At 54.2% G+C, this 19,386-nt stretch carries 17 protein-coding genes; 10 read left to right on the top strand and 7 right to left on the bottom strand.

The features are described 5' to 3' along the window. The first annotated feature begins 202 nt into the window (after positions 1-202). The 5 genes from lepB (at position 203) to folE (ending at position 4,691) form a co-directional block, all read left to right on the top strand. Positions 203-808, top strand: coding sequence for a signal peptidase I (gene lepB / locus PCH05_RS19115; protein WP_371860563.1), 606 nt, complete (start codon positions 203-205; stop codon positions 806-808). Between the two features lie 35 nt (positions 809-843). Then, the gene (gene queG, locus PCH05_RS19110; protein ID WP_127604789.1) at positions 844-2,619 is read left to right on the top strand and encodes a tRNA epoxyqueuosine(34) reductase QueG; all 1,776 of its coding nucleotides are present in this window, start codon (positions 844-846) and stop codon (positions 2,617-2,619) included. Between the two features lie 56 nt (positions 2,620-2,675). Further along, positions 2,676-3,710 (top strand): HD-GYP domain-containing protein, encoded by a 1,035-nt coding sequence (locus PCH05_RS19105; protein ID WP_127604787.1) that lies wholly within the window; start codon positions 2,676-2,678, stop codon positions 3,708-3,710. A gap of 94 nt (positions 3,711-3,804) precedes the next feature. After that, entirely contained in the window at positions 3,805-4,038 is a 234-nt protein-coding gene (locus tag PCH05_RS19100; RefSeq protein ID WP_127604785.1) for a YneF family protein, read from the top strand. Positions 4,039-4,097: 59 nt separating this feature from the next. Beyond that, on the top strand, positions 4,098-4,691 hold the full coding sequence (folE, locus tag PCH05_RS19095; RefSeq protein WP_127604783.1) for a GTP cyclohydrolase I FolE: 594 nt from the start codon (positions 4,098-4,100) through the stop codon (positions 4,689-4,691). 77 nt (positions 4,692-4,768) lie between these two features. On the opposite strand, the gene PCH05_RS19090 is transcribed toward folE, so the two are convergent. Next, positions 4,769-5,800 (bottom strand): alpha/beta hydrolase, encoded by a 1,032-nt coding sequence (locus PCH05_RS19090; protein WP_127604781.1) that lies wholly within the window; start codon positions 5,798-5,800, stop codon positions 4,769-4,771. Positions 5,801-6,110: 310 nt separating this feature from the next. Between PCH05_RS19090 and PCH05_RS19085 the strand changes: the two genes are divergently transcribed. After that, on the top strand, positions 6,111-6,851 hold the full coding sequence (locus tag PCH05_RS19085) for an IclR family transcriptional regulator (protein WP_127604779.1): 741 nt from the start codon (positions 6,111-6,113) through the stop codon (positions 6,849-6,851). Between the two features lie 192 nt (positions 6,852-7,043). On the opposite strand, the gene PCH05_RS19080 is transcribed toward PCH05_RS19085, so the two are convergent. From PCH05_RS19080 to PCH05_RS27365, 5 genes are all read right to left on the bottom strand, one after another. After that, positions 7,044-9,029, bottom strand: coding sequence for an alpha/beta hydrolase family protein (locus PCH05_RS19080; RefSeq protein ID WP_127604777.1), 1,986 nt, complete (start codon positions 9,027-9,029; stop codon positions 7,044-7,046). Between the two features lie 109 nt (positions 9,030-9,138). Beyond that, positions 9,139-10,545 (bottom strand): alpha/beta hydrolase, encoded by a 1,407-nt coding sequence (locus PCH05_RS19075; RefSeq protein WP_127604775.1) that lies wholly within the window; start codon positions 10,543-10,545, stop codon positions 9,139-9,141. Between the two features lie 147 nt (positions 10,546-10,692). Next, positions 10,693-11,799 carry a DUF1648 domain-containing protein gene (locus PCH05_RS19070; RefSeq protein WP_164766717.1) on the bottom strand — a complete coding sequence of 369 codons (1,107 nt, stop codon included), beginning with the start codon at positions 11,797-11,799 and terminating at the stop codon, positions 10,693-10,695. After that, a complete protein-coding gene (locus tag PCH05_RS19065; protein ID WP_127604771.1) occupies positions 11,792-12,190 on the bottom strand; it encodes a GntR family transcriptional regulator in 399 nt (132 codons plus the stop codon). The genes PCH05_RS19070 and PCH05_RS19065 overlap by 8 nt, the downstream gene beginning before the upstream one ends. A gap of 207 nt (positions 12,191-12,397) precedes the next feature. Further along, the gene (locus PCH05_RS27365) at positions 12,398-12,541 is read right to left on the bottom strand and encodes a hypothetical protein (protein WP_164766716.1); all 144 of its coding nucleotides are present in this window, start codon (positions 12,539-12,541) and stop codon (positions 12,398-12,400) included. A 291-nt stretch (positions 12,542-12,832) separates the two neighbouring features. Between PCH05_RS27365 and PCH05_RS19060 the strand changes: the two genes are divergently transcribed. From PCH05_RS19060 to PCH05_RS19045, 4 genes are all read left to right on the top strand, one after another. After that, the gene (locus PCH05_RS19060) at positions 12,833-13,027 is read left to right on the top strand and encodes a hypothetical protein (RefSeq protein ID WP_127604769.1); all 195 of its coding nucleotides are present in this window, start codon (positions 12,833-12,835) and stop codon (positions 13,025-13,027) included. 133 nt (positions 13,028-13,160) lie between these two features. After that, positions 13,161-14,072: a helix-turn-helix transcriptional regulator gene (locus tag PCH05_RS19055; RefSeq protein ID WP_127604767.1), complete on the top strand. Its 912-nt coding sequence runs from the start codon at positions 13,161-13,163 to the stop codon at positions 14,070-14,072. After that, positions 14,072-15,070: a cysteine peptidase family C39 domain-containing protein gene (locus PCH05_RS19050; protein WP_127604765.1), complete on the top strand. Its 999-nt coding sequence runs from the start codon at positions 14,072-14,074 to the stop codon at positions 15,068-15,070. Before PCH05_RS19055 ends, PCH05_RS19050 begins: the two co-directional genes overlap by 1 nt. A 10-nt stretch (positions 15,071-15,080) precedes the next feature. Beyond that, positions 15,081-16,052 (top strand): hypothetical protein, encoded by a 972-nt coding sequence (locus PCH05_RS19045; protein ID WP_127604763.1) that lies wholly within the window; start codon positions 15,081-15,083, stop codon positions 16,050-16,052. A gap of 75 nt (positions 16,053-16,127) precedes the next feature. On the opposite strand, the gene acnA is transcribed toward PCH05_RS19045, so the two are convergent. Then, positions 16,128-18,842 carry an aconitate hydratase AcnA gene (gene acnA / locus PCH05_RS19040; protein ID WP_127604761.1) on the bottom strand — a complete coding sequence of 905 codons (2,715 nt, stop codon included), beginning with the start codon at positions 18,840-18,842 and terminating at the stop codon, positions 16,128-16,130. Positions 18,843-19,386 lie beyond the last annotated feature (544 nt).

Here is a 19,386-nt window from a genome sequence, read left to right as displayed (position 1 = left end):
GCTGATACAAATTATAAACTTCTTGCCGATTCCGTTCAAATGATTCACGTATTTAATCGTAGAATTTTCAAAGATGGACAATCTATTGTGATGACTCATAAACAATATTTTCTATATTGAGCATATCTTTACTGCCGTTGCAAAACGGCGTGAGATATGCTTTTCTGTATATAAGGGGAATTTGTCTAAAATGAGGTGTAGCATGAATCAAGCTCAACAGCATGAACACGGGCCATCGGGCATGGTGCCGGCGGACAAGCCGGGAACGGAACCGAAGCCGCGCAGTCTATCCTCCGAGGTATGGGACTGGGTGAAAACGATCGTGATCGCTTTTGTCATCATGATGCTGCTTAATTTGTTCGTATTCAATCTGTCGATGGTCAAGGGACAGTCCATGCAGCCGACGCTGTATGAAAAGGAAAGGCTGTTTATCGATAAAATCGTATATGATTTCAAAGCGCCCAGCCGGGGGGAAATCGTCGTGCTGCATGATCCGAGCGACGGGCCGGACAAGAAGGAATACCTGGTCAAACGGGTCATCGGCATTCCCGGCGATATGATTGAAGTAAAGGACCACAAGCTGTATGTGAACGGCCAGCTCAAGGTCGAGCCGTATACAGAGGTGGAGATTCAAGACCCCGACTTTGGCCCGCTTAAGCTGGACGAGGATCATTATTTCGTAATGGGTGACAACCGGCATGAAGGAGCCAGCAAGGATAGCCGCTCCTTCGGCAGCGTGAGCGCTAAAGCCATCGTTGGAAGGGCGGAATTTATTTTCTGGCCGATATCCCAAATCCGAGGCTTGTAATGGCGCATCATCCAGGCTGGAAGGAGGCGAGAGAGATGACAGCAATGACAACCTCGGCGTATGCTCCTCCGCCTTCCTACTGGGAGGAGCTGAAGCGTGAGATCAAGGAGGCTGCGGCAAGCTTCGGCATCGACGAAATCGGCTTTGCCGCGGCAGATCCTTTTGTGTCTTTGAAATCCATTTTGCAAAACCACCGGGATCTTGGTTACGAGTCCGGCTTCGAAGAGCCGGATCTGGATAAACGCGTTACCCCCGCATTGCCTTCCGCAGAACCCGCTTCCCTTATCTCCATCGCTGTAGCCTATTCTTCCAAAATGCCGAACCCTCCCAAAAACGAGCCGGGCAAATACCGGGGCGTCTTGTCGCGTTCCTCATGGGGGAAGGACTATCATCATGTGCTGCGGGAGGCGATGGGGAAGCTGGAGGCGTTTATTCGCGAGCGGGTGCCCGAGGCTGTCATGGAGAGTATGGTCGATACCGGAGCGCTGGTGGACCGGGCCGTCGCGGAACGCGCCGGGATCGGCTTCAGCGGCAAAAACTGCTGCATCATTTCTCCGAAGTGGGGATCCTGGATATTCCTTGGCGATATGGTGACGAATATCCCGTTTCCCCCGGATACCCCGGTAACGGAGGATTGCGGGGATTGCACCCTGTGCATCGACGCTTGTCCGACAGGAGCGCTGGTCGGTCCAGGGCAGCTGAACGCGCAGCGCTGCATTTCTTTTTTGACGCAGTCCAAGGGGTTTTTAACGGACGAAGTCATGCGGAAAATCGGCAACCGTTTGTACGGCTGCGATACTTGCCAGGTGATTTGCCCGAAAAACAAAGGGAAGCACTGGACGCATCATGAGGATTTGCTGCCGGTGCCGGAGAAGGACAGACCGCTGCTGTTGCCCATTTTGGATTTAACCAATCGGGAGTTCAAGGAGCAATTCGGGGAAAGCGCCGCCGCTTGGCGGGGGCGTAAACCCATCCAGCGCAATGCCGTCATTGCGCTCGGAAATTACAAAGATTCATCTGCGGTGCCCAAACTGGGAGAGGTGCTGCTGAATGACCCAAGGCCGGAGCTGCGGGGAACCGCTGCCTGGTCGCTGGGACGCATAGGAGGCGAAGAAGCATTGAACATCATGAATAAAGCCCTAGCTTCCGAGCAGGACGAGAAGGTCCGGGACATGCTCGGCGAAGCGAAGGAACAACTTCAATCGCAAACGAAAGCGAACGCAGCAGATCAAGAGAATGAAGCAACGAGGTTTACCGCGACGCTGGACGGTAAGCCTGAAACAATATTTTACGATGAAATGCAGTCCAAGATCGGGCCGCTGACCTTGTGTGCAACGGAGAAGGGGTTATGCCTGATCGAATTTGGCAGCTTCAGCGTCAAGGAAGCCGTTCTGCAGCAATGGTCGCGTACCTGGTGCGGAGGCGGCGACTTCGAGCATGATGATGAGCGGCTTGCCGAGGCCAAGCGCCAGCTTGGAGAGTACTTCGCAGGGCAGCGAAAGGAGTTCGATCTGACCTTGGATTTGCGCGGCACGCCGTTTCAGCTACAGGTTTGGGCGACTCTTGCCGATATTCCATATGGAGAGATCCGTTCTTACGGGAATATAGCGGAGCAGATCAAGAGACCCAAAGCGATCAGGGCAGTGAGCGGAGCGGTGAGCAAAAATCCGGTTCCGGTCATCGTTCCCTGCCACCGGGTGCTTGAGAGCGACGGCAGCCTGACAGGCTACCGCGGCGGTCTGGAAACCAAACGCCAGCTTCTTGGCTTGGAGGAAGCACTTCCCGAAAGAAACACGCGGATCGAAGAGTAAAGCGGTGAGCAGCCGGCCGATTTGAAAGGCAGCCGCTGAAAATCGGGGGAAGAGTCATGAGATATATAAGCATTGATAATGTAGAGCCCGGACAATTTTTAGGGAAAACGATATACTCCGGCAACGGAACCGTTCTCTTGTCTGCTGGCGTGCAGCTGACGGTTTACATGATCAGCACGTTGAACCGGATCGGCGTCACGATGGTATACATCCAGGATCCGCTGTTTGAGGATGTGGACACCGACGATATGCTGAGCGATGCGACCAAGCAGGGGATCATCCAGGAGATGTGCAACATGTTTGAAGCCGTGCGCTCGGGGAAGGATTGGAATACCCATCAAATCGGCAGCAGCGTGGAGAGCCTGCTGGAGGACGTGATGAGCAACAAGGAGATGCTGGTGCAGCTGACCGATATCCGAACGTCCGACAACCACCAGTATATCCATGCGATGAATGTATGCCTGCTGTCATCTGTAATCGGCATCAACATGGGGCTGAATTATCAGCAGCTGAAGGAGCTGGCAACAGGTGCGCTGATGCATGATATCGGGAAAAGCGGCATGGACGAGGAGGACGAGATTCTCCCGGGCCTCAAATCCCATCATACCTGGAGGGGATTCGAGAAGCTGAAAAACAAGAGGGACTTCAGCCTTCTGGTTGCCCATGTGGCGCTTCAGCATCACGAGCGAATTGACGGCTTTGGCCTGCCGCGCGGGCTTACAGGCGATGAAATTCATCTGTATGCCAAAATCGTGGCGGCTGCGGACACGTATGACCGCCTGATTCATCCGATCCTGCCGCAAGCGAAGAACCTGCTGCCCCATGAAGCCTGCGAGGAAATGCTGACCATGTCGGAGAAGCAGCTGGACTACGAGGTGCTGATTCACTTTAACCGGATGGTGTCGATCTATCCGAACGGCGCCGCCGTGAGGCTGTCCACCAAGGAAACGGGTGTGGTGGTCCGCCAGCACCGCGGCCTTCCCGGCCGGCCGGTCGTTCGAATCGTACGGGGCGAAGGAAGCCATTTCGACGTCAAGGAGCTGGATTTGGCCCAGGAAACGACCGTTTTCATTGAAGCGGTTTTAACGTAGAAATCCATTTGCTAGGCGCCTGGGGAAATGCTATGATAGGTTCGTGTTGCTATGCACACGAGAGTATTGATCTATAAATATGAGGTGGCTGAACATGCAATATGTCATTCCTGTGATTACGCTGATTGTCGGTTTGATCGGCGGCTTTTTTATCGGCGTGTTTTATTTGCGCAAGCAAATGGAAAAAATGCAAAGTGATCCGCAAATGCTGCAAAAAATGGCCAAACAGATGGGGTATAATCTGAACAACCGTCAAATGCAGAAAGCTCAGCAAATGATGAAGAACAACCCGCAGTTAACAAACAAAAAAGGCGGGAAACGCAAGTAAGCACGCATTCCGCGATACGCGAATAGTAGATCATTAGGTCACGAGAGGAGGTAAGTGCCGTGGCTGGCGTAAAAGATTACGTAAATACCCAGGTTCAGAATAATCGAGAACAAGTTGAGTATCACATACAAGAAATTTTGAAATTAATCGGTGAGGACCCGCAAAGGGAAGGGCTTCTGGAGACTCCTGCGCGCGTAGCCCGCATGTATGAGGAAATTTTTGCGGGATACGAGGTCGATCCGAGGGATGTGCTGGGCGTTACCTTCGACGAAAACCATGAGGAACTGGTCATCGTAAAAGATATCGTGTATTACAGCCAATGCGAGCATCATATGGCGCCGTTTTTCGGCAAGGTCCATATCGGGTATATTCCTAGCGGTAAAATCGCAGGGCTCAGCAAGCTGGCCCGCTTGGTCGAAGCCGTGACCCGTCGCTTACAGGTTCAGGAGCGCATCACATCGCAAATCGCCGACATTATGGTTGACGTGCTGCAGCCTCACGGCGTGATGGTCGTTGTTGAAGGCGAGCATCTGTGCATGTGTGCCCGCGGCGTGAAAAAGCCGGGCAGCAAAACGGTAACCTCCGGCGTTCGCGGCATTTTCCGTGAGGATTCTGCGTCCAGAGCCGAATTCCTGTCGCTCATAAAAGGATGATTTGCAAATAAAGAGGCATTTCCGAAGCGGGCTGATCCAGCCCGCCGGGAATGCCTCTTTTTGCATGCTCATGAAGATTAGGGTTTGTTTTTGACGAGCGGCGCGTTGTCGATATCCTTCTGCTCCGCCAGCTTCACGTTGCCGAGGAAGGTGGAGACGCGGCGCAGGTATTCGCGCGGATGCTCCCGGAATATAAGCTCATGATGGCTGCCCTGCACGACCCATGCTTCAGAGTATGGATTGGTCTGGTTGGACGCCAGCTTTTCGGCGATGGGATAAGGAGCTTTCTCGTCTTCCGTCCCGTGAATGAAGAAGATCGGAAACGGGTAGTCTTCCTTTTTCACCTGCTGATAAGGAATTTGGTGCAGGCTGGTTCCGTTCAGGACAGGGAAGAGCAGCTCCAGGATTTCAAGCGACGGGTGCCGCGGCAGATCAAGCTGGTTTTTAATGTTATGGTACAGCGTATCCGGCTCCAGCAAAAAGGTGCTGTCCAGGATCATCGCATCGACATCCTTGGTCTGCAGTCCTGCCTGCAGGGCCGTGCCTGCGCCCATTGAAAATCCCCAAACCACGATTTGCTTCGCGCCGCGCTGTTTGGCAAGCTCGATCGCTCCGAGCAGCTGCTGCGATTCCACTTTCCCGCCGGTAGCCACGGCCTTGCTGTTCTGGGATGCAAAGCCGTAATCGAACATGATGACGTTGAAATTCATCCGGTGGGCGTAATGGGCCAGATCATACATCGGAATCCACGTTTCCTCGCGGTTGGCCCCGTATCCATGGCTGAATACGATCGTTTTCTTCGATCCGGCGGCGGGAATGTACCATCCCTGCATCATCCGGCTTCCATCCAGCGCGGGAAAGGTCACGTTCTCATATGCCATATGCTTCGCCTGCATCGGATTGGAATACAGCGGCGCAACGGTGGGATTGGAAAGCACCCATGCGATATACGCGTGCAGCGCGATGAAACAGAAGATCAGGAAGAACAATACCGATAGCAGCAGGGCTACCAAAATATGCTTCACGCGTATGAGACGCGGCGTCAGCGGAAAGGGCGTTTCGGTCGGGGGGCGAGAAAATTGGGCGTCATTTCGTGTTGCCATGCTCATGCTAGCCCCTCCTTAGATCAAAATTGCTAAATAAAATGAACTTCGTTCAAATTATATAGTTATAGTTTATCTTGTAGGTACAAAAACGGAAACAGATAAAATTTTACTCTATATCCTATGCTGTGGGACGCCTAATGTCAATCAGCCAGGCCCATTTGTAAATGAAATGTAATAGAAGATGGACATCTTCTCCGCCTTCTATGGTAAGTGCGCGTATTTTACCGAAAAAGTAGACTTTGGGCGTTGAATTTCATATAATTATTGTAACCATGTTTCATGTGGTGAAACATTAAGAGGGGCGGGAGCTTGAATGGAAGACCGCAAACTGACCGTACGCGCCGTCGAGCGCGCACTTGATATATTGATGTGTTTTACGAGAAGCAGCGAGCTTGGACTGACGGAAATTGCCGGTCAGATTCATCTTCATAAAAGCACGGTGCATCGTCTGCTGACCACGCTCGAAGAAAAGGGCTTTGTGGTGCGGGATGCGGCAACGGAGAAATACCGCCTGGGACTGAAGGTATGGGAATTGTCCACGCATTTATCCAAAAGCGACGATCCTGCGGTCCTGTTCCTCCGGGGGATGGAGCGCCTGCGCGATCGGCTTGGCGAGACGGTGAGCCTGTATCTCAGGGACGGCAAGGACCGCCTGCGGATCCAGGCCGTACAGAGCAACCAGGCGATCCGCAGAGTAGCCCAGGTCGGGGCCCGGCTTCCTTTGTACGTCGGGGCTTCAAGCAAGGTGCTGGTTGCCTTCGCGTCGAAGGAAGACCAGGAGGAGCTGTTTCAGGATCCCGAATGGCCGGATATGCCGGATCCCGGCTCGTACATGCGCATGCTGGAGGAGATCCGCGAGCGCGGATACGCAACGAGCTTTGAGGAGCGGGAGCCGGGCGCGGCCGCGGTTGCCGTGCCGATCGTGAACCGCAGCGGCGTCGTGGCGGCGGCCCTGTCCGTGTCCGGACCTGTCGGCCGGATTTCAAGCGAAACGCTGCATGAATTCGCCCCTGTGCTCAAGGAGGCTGCCCATGAAATGGGCTTGATGCTATAACGCTTCAGAAACGGGATTGAAATGTGCGGGCAGCGGCAATAGCCTCGTTCCCGTCTCTCTGACCAGGAGACAGAATGGATGTATACGCAAAAAGACCACTGGATTGTTCTCCAGTGGTCTTTCTTTAAATAGATCAGAAACAGCGTCTCAGGCCTTTATGAAAGTACGCCGTTTGATTTATTTATCGACGGCTTATCGCTCGATATTCTCTTCAAACCAGCGCACGATATGGGTGAGGCGGCGGGTCCGCAGATGCGGGTTGCCGCTTCGGGACAGATTGTGGTCCGCGCCCGGGAAGCGGATGAGCTGCGTTTTTTTGCCCAGACGCTTCAGGGCGACGAACATCTGCTCACCCTGCTCGATCGGACAGCGCAAGTCCTGCTCGCCGTGAAGAACCAGCAGCGGGGTCTTCACATGGCCCACGTAAGCCAGCGGAGAGTGCTTCCACAGCTTCTCCACATCATCCCAGGCATTGCCCCAGATTTGATCCTCCGTAAAGTGATAGCCGATATCGCTGACGCCGTAGAACGACAGCCAGTTCGAAATCGAACGCTGGGTTACGGCCGCTTGGAAGCGGTCCGTATGACCGACGATCCAGTTGGTCATAAAGCCGCCGTAGCTGCCGCCGGTTACGCCAAGACGGGAGCCGTCCACGTAATCGTAAGTGTTCAGCACATAATCGGTGAATTCCATCAGGTCCTGATAATCCCGGCCGCCATAGTCGCCGCGGACCGTGTTCACATGCACTTGCCCGTAGCCATGCCCGCCGCGCGGATTCGTATAGAAAACCGCGAAGCCGGCGGCAGCGAGCAGCTGGAATTCATGCATGAACGTGTGGCCGTACATGGCCTGCGGACCGCCGTGGATTTCCAGAACGGCAGGCACCTTGGAGCCCTCCTTGAAGCCGATCGGCTTCATGATCCAACCCTGCATCGGCCAGCCGTCGCCGGCCGTGAACCGGAATTCCTCAGGCTCGCTCAGCAGAAGCTCGCTCCAGAGCCCCGCGTTGCAGTCGGTCAGGCGGGTTTCGGTGCCGCTGGCGAGATCCAAACGGAACAGATCTCCCGGATGCAGAGGATCGGCCGCAGCGAGAATGAGATCGCCGCTCGGCGTCAGCGCGAACTGGTAGATTTCGCGATCGCCGCCGGCCATAATCTCATAGTCGGAGCCGTCCAGCGCGAAGCGGGCCACCTCCACGCGGCCGTTCTGGCTGACCTGGATAAAGACGGACCGCTGATCATGGCTGTATACCGGCGGCGTCCCGGCGCCCGCACGCATGTCACTCACGGCGCTGTGACCGAGCTGGATGTCCAGGTCGGTGTACAGCGCTCTGTACTCGCCGCCTTCCGCCGGAATCAGGTAGATGCGGGTCAATGTTGCATAACCGCAGGACAGGTCGTCGGCGAGCATCAGAATGGATTTGCCGTCAGGGGTATAGCTGACATGTCCGATGCTGATTTTGCCGTCCGTCAGCTGACGCGGTGTGCCGCCTTTACGGTCTGTGACATACAGGTCATTGGTGGGTCTGAGATCGGCATCCGGGATGTCCTCTGTAGGCAGCTCCGTCGTATACGCGATGGCCGTCCCGTCCGGCGACCATGCGAAGGCGCCGATATCCAAAGCGCCGGACGTGATCTGTTCACCCGTTCCCGATGCGATATCAAAGACGAATAAATGCGTTCTGCGGCTGCCCATCAGGCCCGCGCCGTCAGCTTTATACCGGATGCGGTCCACGATTTTTTCCTCGGGCAGCGCGTCCTTCGAGTCCGTCTTTTCTTCCTCTCCATCCGGAGCCTCCGCCTTCAGCAGCAGGGCGCTTCCATCCGGCGACCATTTATAAGCGCTTACACCATGTTTGAGATCGGTCACCGCCTGTGCTTCGCCGCCATGCGCCGGCAGCAGCCATACCTGGCGGGCATCGCCTTTCTTGCGGAGAAAGGCGAGCTGTGAACCGTCAGGGGACCACTGCGGCGCTCCGTCCTGCTCGCCTGCGGTGAAGGGTGCGTCGCTGCTTCCATCCGGCTGGATCAGACGGATTTGGGTCACATACCCGTCATGCTTGGTGCTCACCGACTTCAGTATGTACGCAGCCGCCCCGTTTTCAGGAGAGACTGCAGGATCGCTAACCCAGTGCATGCGGTACAGGTCGCCCGCTGTCATCACGCGTTTTTCACTCATCGAAAAAGACCTCCCTATAAGAAAATGAACAATAGCATGTGTTCATTATCCCAGAGAATGGGCAGGAAATCCATCCCAGGACGGTTGAGATGGAGGGCCGGCAATCGGTTTATTTCCGCTTATTCACCCAAGCGGCGATATCGTGAATGAGCTGAGGCGATACGTTGGAAGGCATGGCGTATTCCCCGCCGGTGGATACGCCGTCAACGTCGGCAAGCAGATGGTTCATGCGCGGATACGATTTGAATTCGACGTCTTTGCGGTTCTCCAAGGCGTTTTTCCACCCGTCAAACTGCTTCATCGTCACCTGCCAGTCATTTTCGCCCTGCAGGATCAGCATAGGAATCCGCTGCGTTTGCGCCATTTCGGCCGGCTTGTAATTTTTCTGCTCGAACCACCAGTAGGCAGGGGACAACGGGAACGAATCCGGCATATGATCCGCCGTATACTGAGGGTCGTTGACGAGATTGGCGATACCGTTCCAGACGGCAGCCTGTTGTTCATACGGTGCAGGATCCTGTCCCAACGCCTTGATCCGTTTGACCAGCTCCTGCTGCTGATCGATAAGGGTGTCGGCAAAGCTAGTGCTCGGGCCGGATAGCAGGACGGCGCCCGCAATATCGTGATCCGGGTCGGCCGCGAGGATCAGCGGCATGGCGAAGCCGCCTTGGCTGTGACCGGCGACGAAGATCCGTCCCGCATCGATTTCCGGGGTTTGTTTCAGCAGCTTGACTGCGGCTATAGCGTCATTCACGGTTTCCTTGTGCAGCGTGAACTTGGAATCGGCCGCAACCTTGAAGGTATGCTCATACGTCACCTTGTCGTATCGAAGCACAGCAATGCCCTTGGCCGCCAGACCGACAGCCAGGTCACGCAGCGGCTTGGCAGCGCCTATGGACGTATCGCGGTCCTGCGGGCCGGAGCCGTGAACAAGCACCACGGCAGCGAAGGGTCCTTCGCCTGCAGGCAAGGTCAACGTCCCTGGCAGAGCGAGATCGCCTTTTCCAATGCGTACTTCCTGTTCCGTATACGCGGAAGGATGATCATACGCAGGTTTTTGGTACCCCGCTGCGCTGACAGGCGAGAGGTACAGATCATCGATCTGCCCGCTGTTATCCGATCGCAGCGTGACAGTCAAAGGGACCTGACCCAACTGAAGCGTGTAGATGACATTATGATGAACCGCATTATCCTGCGCCGTGCGGAGAGGTTGAGCGGTTCCCGTCTTGCCGTACAGCTTCTCGTAATTGCCCCACAGCATATCCAGGGTCTGTACCGGAATAGCCTGCTTCAACGCGGGGCTCATAAAGCCAGCCGCCTTGGAGCCGTCTCCGTTTCGCAGCTCCTCGAAGAAGCTCTCCGCGTTGCTATCTGAAATGGATGAACCGTCAGCGCTTTCCCGGCCGGCAGCTGCTTCCGGCTGGAAATCCGCCGCATTGGCGACTGCGGGCAGAGAGAGGGCCAGGGCAATAGAAGCCGCGTCAGCCTTGATCGTTTCTGAACTTTTTTTCGGCATGTTTAATCCTCCTTGGAAGACGAATGACTACAGAATGATGGAGGGCATCCTTTGACTCGGGAGAAGCACGCGATGATCGTCAGGATGCCGTTAAATCAGAAATGGGCTGCGGGCGGTAGAGTTCCTTTAAAACGTCAAGCGAATTGCTTAACCGGCAAAGTAAGCAGCGACAGACACAACAACCAGCGTAATGACGAGCACCATCCAGGCGGCCGGACGGGCGAAGTTGACGGTCCAGCCGATCCCCATGCGCTTTTCTACGAATAGGGCCGGGTCTCCGGGGTTGAAATAGATGGAGCCGAGCTTCCAGAACCGGTCATCATTGGCCGCGGTTCTCCCTGTACCGATTGCCGTCGATCCGCCGATTCGGCGTCCGCCCTGCCCGGTTGTGAGCGAGAAAATTAAGGCCATGATGATTACAAGCGCCGGCATCAGCAGGCTGACCAGCATGACGATGCTCCCATGCAGCTCGAATCTCATGTTGAGCTGGATAAAGGAAAACAGGAGCACCATGATCATCGCCGCAGCCGCGTTAAACATTGACCAGCGAAGGCGGAATATGGCATTCCGGCGGGCGGACAGCTCCGGATGATCGGGATTAATCTGCTGTTTACTTTTCAGAATCATGCGGTTGATGAACATGAAGAGCGCGATCATGACCAGCTGCATCAGATTCGGCCCCAACACCGTCCGGATGGATTTTGGCACGGATCGCGTCACTTCGCCCTGCCAGTCGAATTTCATGGCCAGGTTGGCTGGGAATTGATCATAGTTGATTAGGGCCAGTATAGCGCTGATGAGCATGACGGCGATATGAAACGCGAACCAGCGGTTGGAAATGGTCATTTTATGGCTGCGGAAACGGGTGTCGATGGCGATTTTACCGGTTTCCATCACCGCTTGCGGCATAGAAGCTTTCAATTTTTTCATGTTGAAGTAGTAAATCAGGTTCATCGCTACGGAGCAGATGACCGTCCCGGTAATATACGAGGTCAAGACGTAAGGCTGCTGAGCTTCGTCAGCCGATAACAGCATCACCAGGCATGCGGCAAGCAGCACGGTATACAGTCCGCCGCTGATCCAGGCGTATTGCTTCCGCAACCGGCGGAGCTTCGGGCTGTGATACATTTCCTCGCTGACGAAACGCCGAAGCTGACGGTTTCCCGGGTCAGGAACGGCATGGCAATCAGCGTGATGCAGATAGGAATCAGCATGACGACAGTCAGTAAGGCAGAGATCCAGAACATTAGGCATTCCCCTTTTCGGCGTGCGAGATGTCTTCGTAAATCGATGATACGATATGAAGCAGCCGTTCTTTGCTCATGCTGCGGCAGATCGCCTCGGCGATCATCGGCCTGAGCTGCTCCGATTGCTTCTGTTCATATTCCGGCGTAATCCCCGGCATGCCATCAGGATTGATGACGACGCCCTTTTGCCGGTGTATCTGGATAAAGCCTTCCTGCTTCAGCAGCGTGTAAGCTTTGTTGATCGTATGCAAATTGACGCCGATATCCGATGCCAAACTGCGCACGGAGGGCAGATCTTCTCCAGGCTGCAGCTCGCCGCTGGCAATTCCCTCGATAATCTGGTTCATGAGCTGCGAATAAATGGGAAGATCCGACTGCATATCCAGACGGATGATCATAGAAGGCCCCTTCTTTCGGAAAATGAATTTAGTTATGTCTGTTATACTACAAATATAACAGATGTAACATTAAGGTGTAAATAGCGAAAGAAACCTTTTGCACGTAAAAAAAGAGCGGCTGCATCTGCAGTCGCTCTTTTAACAACAATCTTGTGTGTGGAAGGGGAGGCCACTCACAAGGCGGGATATACGATGGTCGTAATGTAATCAAGGCCGTTTCTGGTTCAGCTTGTCCATCAACACTTCCTTAAAGGACATAGGCTTCTCCATAGAGGGGTCCTTTTTGGGCTGCGCTGCAACCTGAGGTCTTGGATAAGCATGGTGAAAGGGCATCATTTGCGGAACGTTCATCATTTTCTTTCCTCCTCATGCAGGTCCTTTAACTTTCACAGGTAAGTATGTATGAACCAGTGACGGCTTGCTGCCCATCCGGTTCTTTTTTTCTTTACCCGGCTGGGTCCGCGTTTAAACGGATATTTCCGAAAATGGGAAGATGGTCATGCCGAATCTGGGACAGACGGATGAGTCTGGGACCGGAGTGCCAGCCCGGAAAATATATTTTGATGCGACATTTTATGTCGTACCTTCTGGCCTATAATGGGGCTGTGTACGGATACCTGACGGAAGGGAGGTGAGACAACCATGGCAAAAACCAAAAGAGGGCGCATTCTGTGGAGCCTGCCGTCCAGAGGCCGCGGAACCTGCCCTGTGTGCGACAGCAAGCGGATCAAGCTGCTCTATACGCGCACGGCTAAGGACGGTACAGCCCTTAAAGTGTGCAAAAAATGTTTCAAAGCAGATCAAGTAAGAATCGACGCCGCCGGGACGAAGCTTTGAAAAACGGGCTGTATGCTCGAAAGGCATCCGTTTCTTGCCGGAAAACAGGAAAAAAATGGCTTGAAACCCTGGACCTGCAGATGCTTCAATAGAAACGCAGGGTTCCATCTGCGGGAGAAGGGGGAGCCGGAATATGAGCAACATGCACAGGATTCATTGGTTTGATCAACGCATCCGGGAAGGACATTACCCGAGCAGCAAGGATATGGCCCTACAGTTTGAAATATCCAGGAGGCAGGCGCAGCGGGATATCGAGTACATGGCCGTTTCCCTGCGCGCTCCGCTTCTATACATCGCAAAACACCGGGGATACAGCTACGAGGATAAGACCTATGTGCTGCCTCATTTATACATAACGGAAGAAGAAAAGGACGTGCTGAGCTTTTTGGCGCGAAAGTACGGGCAGTACAGCAGCGATCAGCCGTCAAGGGTTCAACGGGTCGCGCATCTGCTCAGCCGCTTTACGGGGGAAGAGCCGCCCGAATCTTTCGGACAGCTGCCATTCTTCGAAGCGCAGCCGCGCCTGATCGAAATCAACGGGCAGCTTGCATTCGCGATTTCACACCGGGCAATCGTCCATATCCGCTACCGCGATGAGGCCGGGGAGTCGAGGCTGGATATTTGTCCGGTACAGCTCGTGTCGAAATACAACGCGGATTACGTGGCGGCTTATGGCACGGACGGGAGCAGGAAGCGGCTGTACAGGGTCGACGGGATCATGGATTTACAGGTTACGTCCCGTCTGTTTGAGGATAGGGATGAGCAGGACGCCGCGGTGGTCGAGCGCGATCTCCCGGCCATAAAGCCGTTTACGGCCAGAATCAAGCTGATCCATGAGCTGGAGGAAGCAACGTGGTTTGGATACGCGGCGAGACCGGTCGGAGAGCTTCTGTATGAGATTGATTTTTATGATACGGAGTCTTTTATGCAGCAGCTGATGCAGGCAGCCTGGCAGCGGCTGGATGCGCCCAAATGGCTAAGGGCAAGGCTGCAGGCTCGGTGCGAACAGGTATTGAGCCGCCTAAACGGAGAGGAGATGCTGTGATGTCCGGTGTTATTTTGCATGATCTCGTCGTCCAAAGAGAATCGAAATCCTTTACGGACAGCTTATATGCGATCCTTACCGCAGCGGGGCTGTTCGAAGGGCCTAAATATATGCTATCCGCGTTAAGCGGCATGGCTTTCATCTTTACGGTACATGAACGTCTGCTCCCCCTTTCGGTTACGGCATACGGACAGTGGGTGACGGTTCATAAGCGCGCGGCCGACAGCTTGGGGATCTATACGGTCACGGATGGCGGACGCACGCGGCATCCGACGTTTGCGTACTATCAGCAGGATGCTGTGCAGTGGATTAAAGCGAGCCTTGACAGGGGGCTTGGCGTGATTTATTGGATTCCGGAATTTGGCGTGATCCATGGTTATGATGACGAGGACCGTATTTTCTATGTGCAGGATGGTAATTCCAAGGAAAACCGGATGGTGCTGTATGATAATCTGGGGCTTAATTTCACGCCGTTCTGGTATGCCCAGATTTTTGGTGACAAGGTTGAAATTCCGGCGTCTGATCGGTTGCTTGAGTCGCTGCGGATGGCCATTGACGACTGGAACGCTCCTTATCCGGTACCCCCGGATTGCAGCATCGCCTCCGGAAGAAATGCGTATTCGTATTTGACCCGGGCTCTGCGGCAGCAAGACTTTGACGCGTCCGGCGCGGTTTATATTTTGGAGTCCTATCAGCAGTCAAGACAGGAAATGATGTATTTCCTGCAGGACGCGATCCTTCTTTTTCCCGAGTTAAAAGAGGCGTTCATTCTGTATGAACATATTGTAGGCCTATGTAAAAGCCCAGATATGATGGACTGTTTGGACGTGAAAAATAGAGCCATTCGCTTAAGCGGGATCCCATCGTTGATTTTAGCGATGGAGGAAGCGGAGAGCCTGGAGGAAAAAGCGGTGAACGTATTTCGCGGCATCGCTGGAAATTACCCCGATTTAAAGCGCTCTACGATCCCCCGCTGGGGACTGCACATGGCAAGGTAGGAGGGAAGAGATGGGAGCTAAAACGCTTGAGGGGCTGCATATGACGATGGAGTCCGGATCCTATATCGATGCCATGCATGCCGTGCTTTCCCATGCCGGTTGGACGGTTTATCCTAAGCCGATTCTATCGGGAATGACCGTGAACGGTTTTCGTTTTGTGGTCAACCGAAGCCTCAGCTGCGAGTCGGCCACAGCCTATAACTGGATGGCGGAGAATTTTCTTGCCGCCGATTTTATTGGGGTTACCACGGGGCAGGCTGCCGGCTTTTCCTTCGAACCGACGTTTCCGCTGTATCAGCGGCAGGCCGTTTCGCATTTGAAGGCATCGATCGACCGGGGGAGGGGAGCGGTATTTGGGAAGGATCGCTTCGTTGTCGCCGCAGGGTATGACGATGAAGCGGGTGTCTTACTGTACACGGACGGCTGTAGCCCGGCATGGCGGCAGCTGCCTTACGGTGAATTCGGCCACAACCAATCTCCTTATTGGTATTATCAGATGTTTGAAGACAAAGTAGAGCTCGATCCGATTGAAATATACAAGGAGTCGCTCATGCAGGCTGTATACAAATGGGAAACGCACGACATAATGCTGCCCCGGGAAGAGTATGCATGCGGCATGGAGGGATATGACGCGATTCGGCATGCGCTTGAGCATGGAAGCTTTGATCCGCTGCAGGCTGCCGGGGTGTTCCGGTCTTATACCGCCGCGAAGCTTGAGGTCAGTAAATATATGGACATGCTGCAATCTTTATGGCCGCAGCTCGGCGGCGCAGCCGAAGCATACCGGACGGTCGCGGTTTCATTTCAAAAGGCGCTGGCCATCATGACGGAGCAAGGCGAGGTCAAGGAAAAGACGCATCTCCGGGAACAGATCCATTGGTTTGAGCAAGCGCATCAAGCGGAGCAGGAAGGGATTGATCATCTTAAAAGGTTTATGCGTGAGCGGATCGGCAACCGCTTCGACCATGTCGGCCAGCGGTAGCAGCACAAAAAAAGGCGTCCCTGGAGCCGTTACGGCTCCAGGGACGCCTTTTCCTATTACAATCCGAAGCGCGGATTATTGATTCGCGATCATTTGACGAAGCACGGTTTGCAGAATACCGCCGTTATGGTAGTAGTCCACGTCCACCATACTGTCCAGACGCGCAGTAACCGGGAACTCGAACTTGGTTCCGTCTTCGCGAACGGCCATGACCGTCAAGCTTTCGCCTGGCTTCACGTCATTGCTGAGTCCAACGATGTCAAAGGTTTCTTTGCCGGTCAGACCAAGGCTCTTCCAGCCGTGGCCTTCCTGGAATTGGAGCGGAAGAACGCCCATACCTACCAGGTTGCTGCGGTGAATCCGTTCGAAGCTCTCAGCGATAACCGCTTTGACGCCCAGGAGGAAGGTACCTTTCGCAGCCCAGTCGCGGGAGCTTCCTGTACCGTATTCCTTGCCTGCGATGACGACGAGGTTGCGGTCGCCGTTTTGATACTTCATGGAAGCATCGTAAATGGACATGACTTCATCCGTAGGCAGGTAAGTCGTTACGCCGCCTTCCGTTCCAGGAGCAACCTGGTTGCGGATCCGGATGTTCGCGAAGGTGCCGCGCATCATGACTTCATGGTTACCGCGGCGGGAGCCGTAGGAGTTGAAGTCTTTGCGCTCTACGCCATGCTCTTTCAGGTACAGACCTGCAGGGCTGGTTGGCGAGATGTTGCCGGCAGGAGAGATATGGTCCGTCGTAACGGAGTCTCCCAGCAGGGCAAGCACGTTAGCGTCTTTGATGTCCTTGATGTCATTCAGCTCGGTACCGAGGTTCTCGAAGAACGGCGGATTCTGGATGTACGTGGATTTTTCATCCCACTCGTACAGCTCGCCTTCAGGAACCGGAATAGCGTTCCAGCGTTCGTTGGCGGTAAATACGTTCGCGTATTTTTGACGGAACATTTCCGCATTGACGGACAGGCTGATCGCTTCCTTGATTTCCTCGGAAGTTGGCCAGATATCCTTCAGATATACAGGCTCATCGTTTTGGTCATAACCGATCGGATCGTTCTTCAGGTCGATGTTCACCGTTCCTGCCAGGGCATAAGCAACCACGAGTGGAGGCGATGCCAGGTAGTTGGCTTTCACCTGGGCATGAACGCGTCCTTCGAAGTTACGGTTACCGGACAGCACGGCAGCGACCGTCATGTCGTTGTCTGCAATCGCTTGGCTCACTTCGTCCGGAAGCGGACCGGAGTTACCGATGCAAGTTGCGCAGCCGTATCCCGCAACATAGAAGCCGAGGGCTTCAAGGGATTCGAGCAAGCCGGCTTTCTTCAGGTACTCGGTTACCACGAGGGAGCCTGGAGTCAAGCTGCTCTTCACGTAGCCCGGTTTTTTCAGGCCGCGTTCCACCGCTTTCTTCGCGAGGATACCTGCGCCCAGCATAACGCTTGGGTTGGAGGTGTTGGTACAGCTGGTGATCGCTGCGATCACGACTGCACCGGTTCCCATTTCTTCCACGGAGCCGTTTTTATGCTTCACAGGCACTTTTTGTTCGATCTTTTCGTCACTCAGCCCGTATCCGCCTTTTTCGATCGGCGTACGGATAATGTCATTGAACGACTGCTTCATGTTCGTCAGCTCAATGCGGTCCTGCGGACGTTTAGGTCCTGCAAGGCTCGGTACGACCGATGCCAGGTCGAGCTCGATTACGTCTGTGAACTCCGGATCTTCGGTTTGGGCTGTACGGAACATGTTTTGTGCTTTGTAGTAGGCTTCAACCAGTTCCACTTGCTCATCGGAACGGCCGGTATTGCGCAGGTAAGCGAGCGTTTCGCTGTCAACCGGGAAGAAGCCGATCGTTGCGCCGTATTCCGGTGCCATGTTGGCAACCGTTGCACGGTCTGCAAGGCTGATGTTGGACAGGCCAGGGCCGAAGAATTCCACGAATTTGCCGACAACGCCTTTTTTACGCAGGATTTGCGTAACGGTGAGCGCAAGGTCGGTTGCTGTAGCGCCTTCGGACAGGCTGCCAGTCAGCTTGAAGCCGATGACGTCAGGAGTGACGAAATACAGCGGTTGTCCGAGCATGCCGGCTTCCGCTTCGATACCGCCAACGCCCCAGCCGACAACGCCGAGACCGTTGATCATGGTCGTATGGGAGTCCGTACCTACGAGAGAGTCAGGATATACCATCGTTTGGCCATCAATCGTTTTGGTAGCTGCAACCGATGCCAGATATTCCAGGTTAACCTGGTGAACGATACCCGTTGCGGGCGGCACCGCACGGAAATTGTTGAACGCGGTTTGCGCCCAGCGAAGGAAGCGGTAGCGCTCTTCGTTGCGCTCAAATTCAACTTCCATGTTATAGTTGAGGGCTTCCGGCGTTCCGAATGCATCCACCATAACGGAGTGGTCAATAACAAGATCGACCGGTACGAGCGGGTTGATCGTCTTTGGATCTCCGCCGGCTTTTTTCACGGTGTCACGCATAGCGGCAAGGTCGACGACGACCGGTACACCGGTGAAATCTTGAAGCACGATACGTGCAGGGATAAAAGGAATCTCCTTGTTATGGTCGAGTCCTTCTGTCCATTTTGCCAATTGGTTTACATGTTCCTCGGTAATAGCGCGTCCGTCGAACTGGCGAATCGCAGCTTCCAAAAGCACCTTAATGGAGAACGGTAGCTTGGAAACGCTGCTGAATCCTTGTTCTTCGAGGGCCTGCAGGCTGTGGTAGCTGTACGTTTTGCCGCCGACTTCCAGGCTGCGGGCTGTGTTGAACTGATCCTTTGCTGTCATACATGTACCTCCTTAACGAATGTGTTCTACATCACTGCATGAATGAAGGGAAAGGCGCTTCTCCTGTAATCCGGAAGGAATTAAGGAGTGAGTTTTAAGCTCGGTTCATTTAATCCAAATGAACATTACGGGTAGGATGGCTTGGGTGATGAGTGATAAGGGCAATCACTTTGCCGTTCCAAGTTTCACTAGATGAAACATAATTTCAAAATAGTGAGGTTTGTTTTTAGTATACCGTTTACAGGCCGGTGAGTAAAGAACTTTTTGCGTCTATTTATATGAAACGAAAGGATAGATTTCCGTGCCGGGAAGAATGCCCCCAGCGCCGCCAAATCCTTGCAGCAGCTATGGTTCGGAGGCACGCAGGCCGCTGAGTATCATTGTTTCCTGGAGGAGCCCGAATAAAACCTAAAATCAACTGCGGCTCATAGCGGCTCGTTTCGTCTCATATACGTATAATTAAGAAGCCGTTGCAATTCAGGTCCGGGGACGGACTGGGCGCATGCTGGCGGCTGCAAGTAACGGTCATGAGAGGGGAATAGAG

Origin of the sequence: Paenibacillus chibensis, from assembly GCF_004001045.1 — a bacterium.
Classification (GTDB): Bacteria; Bacillota; Bacilli; order Paenibacillales; family Paenibacillaceae; genus Paenibacillus_AQ; species Paenibacillus_AQ chibensis.
Note: the sequence above shows the minus strand (reverse complement) of the source record. Positions and strands in the feature narration are given on the sequence as shown.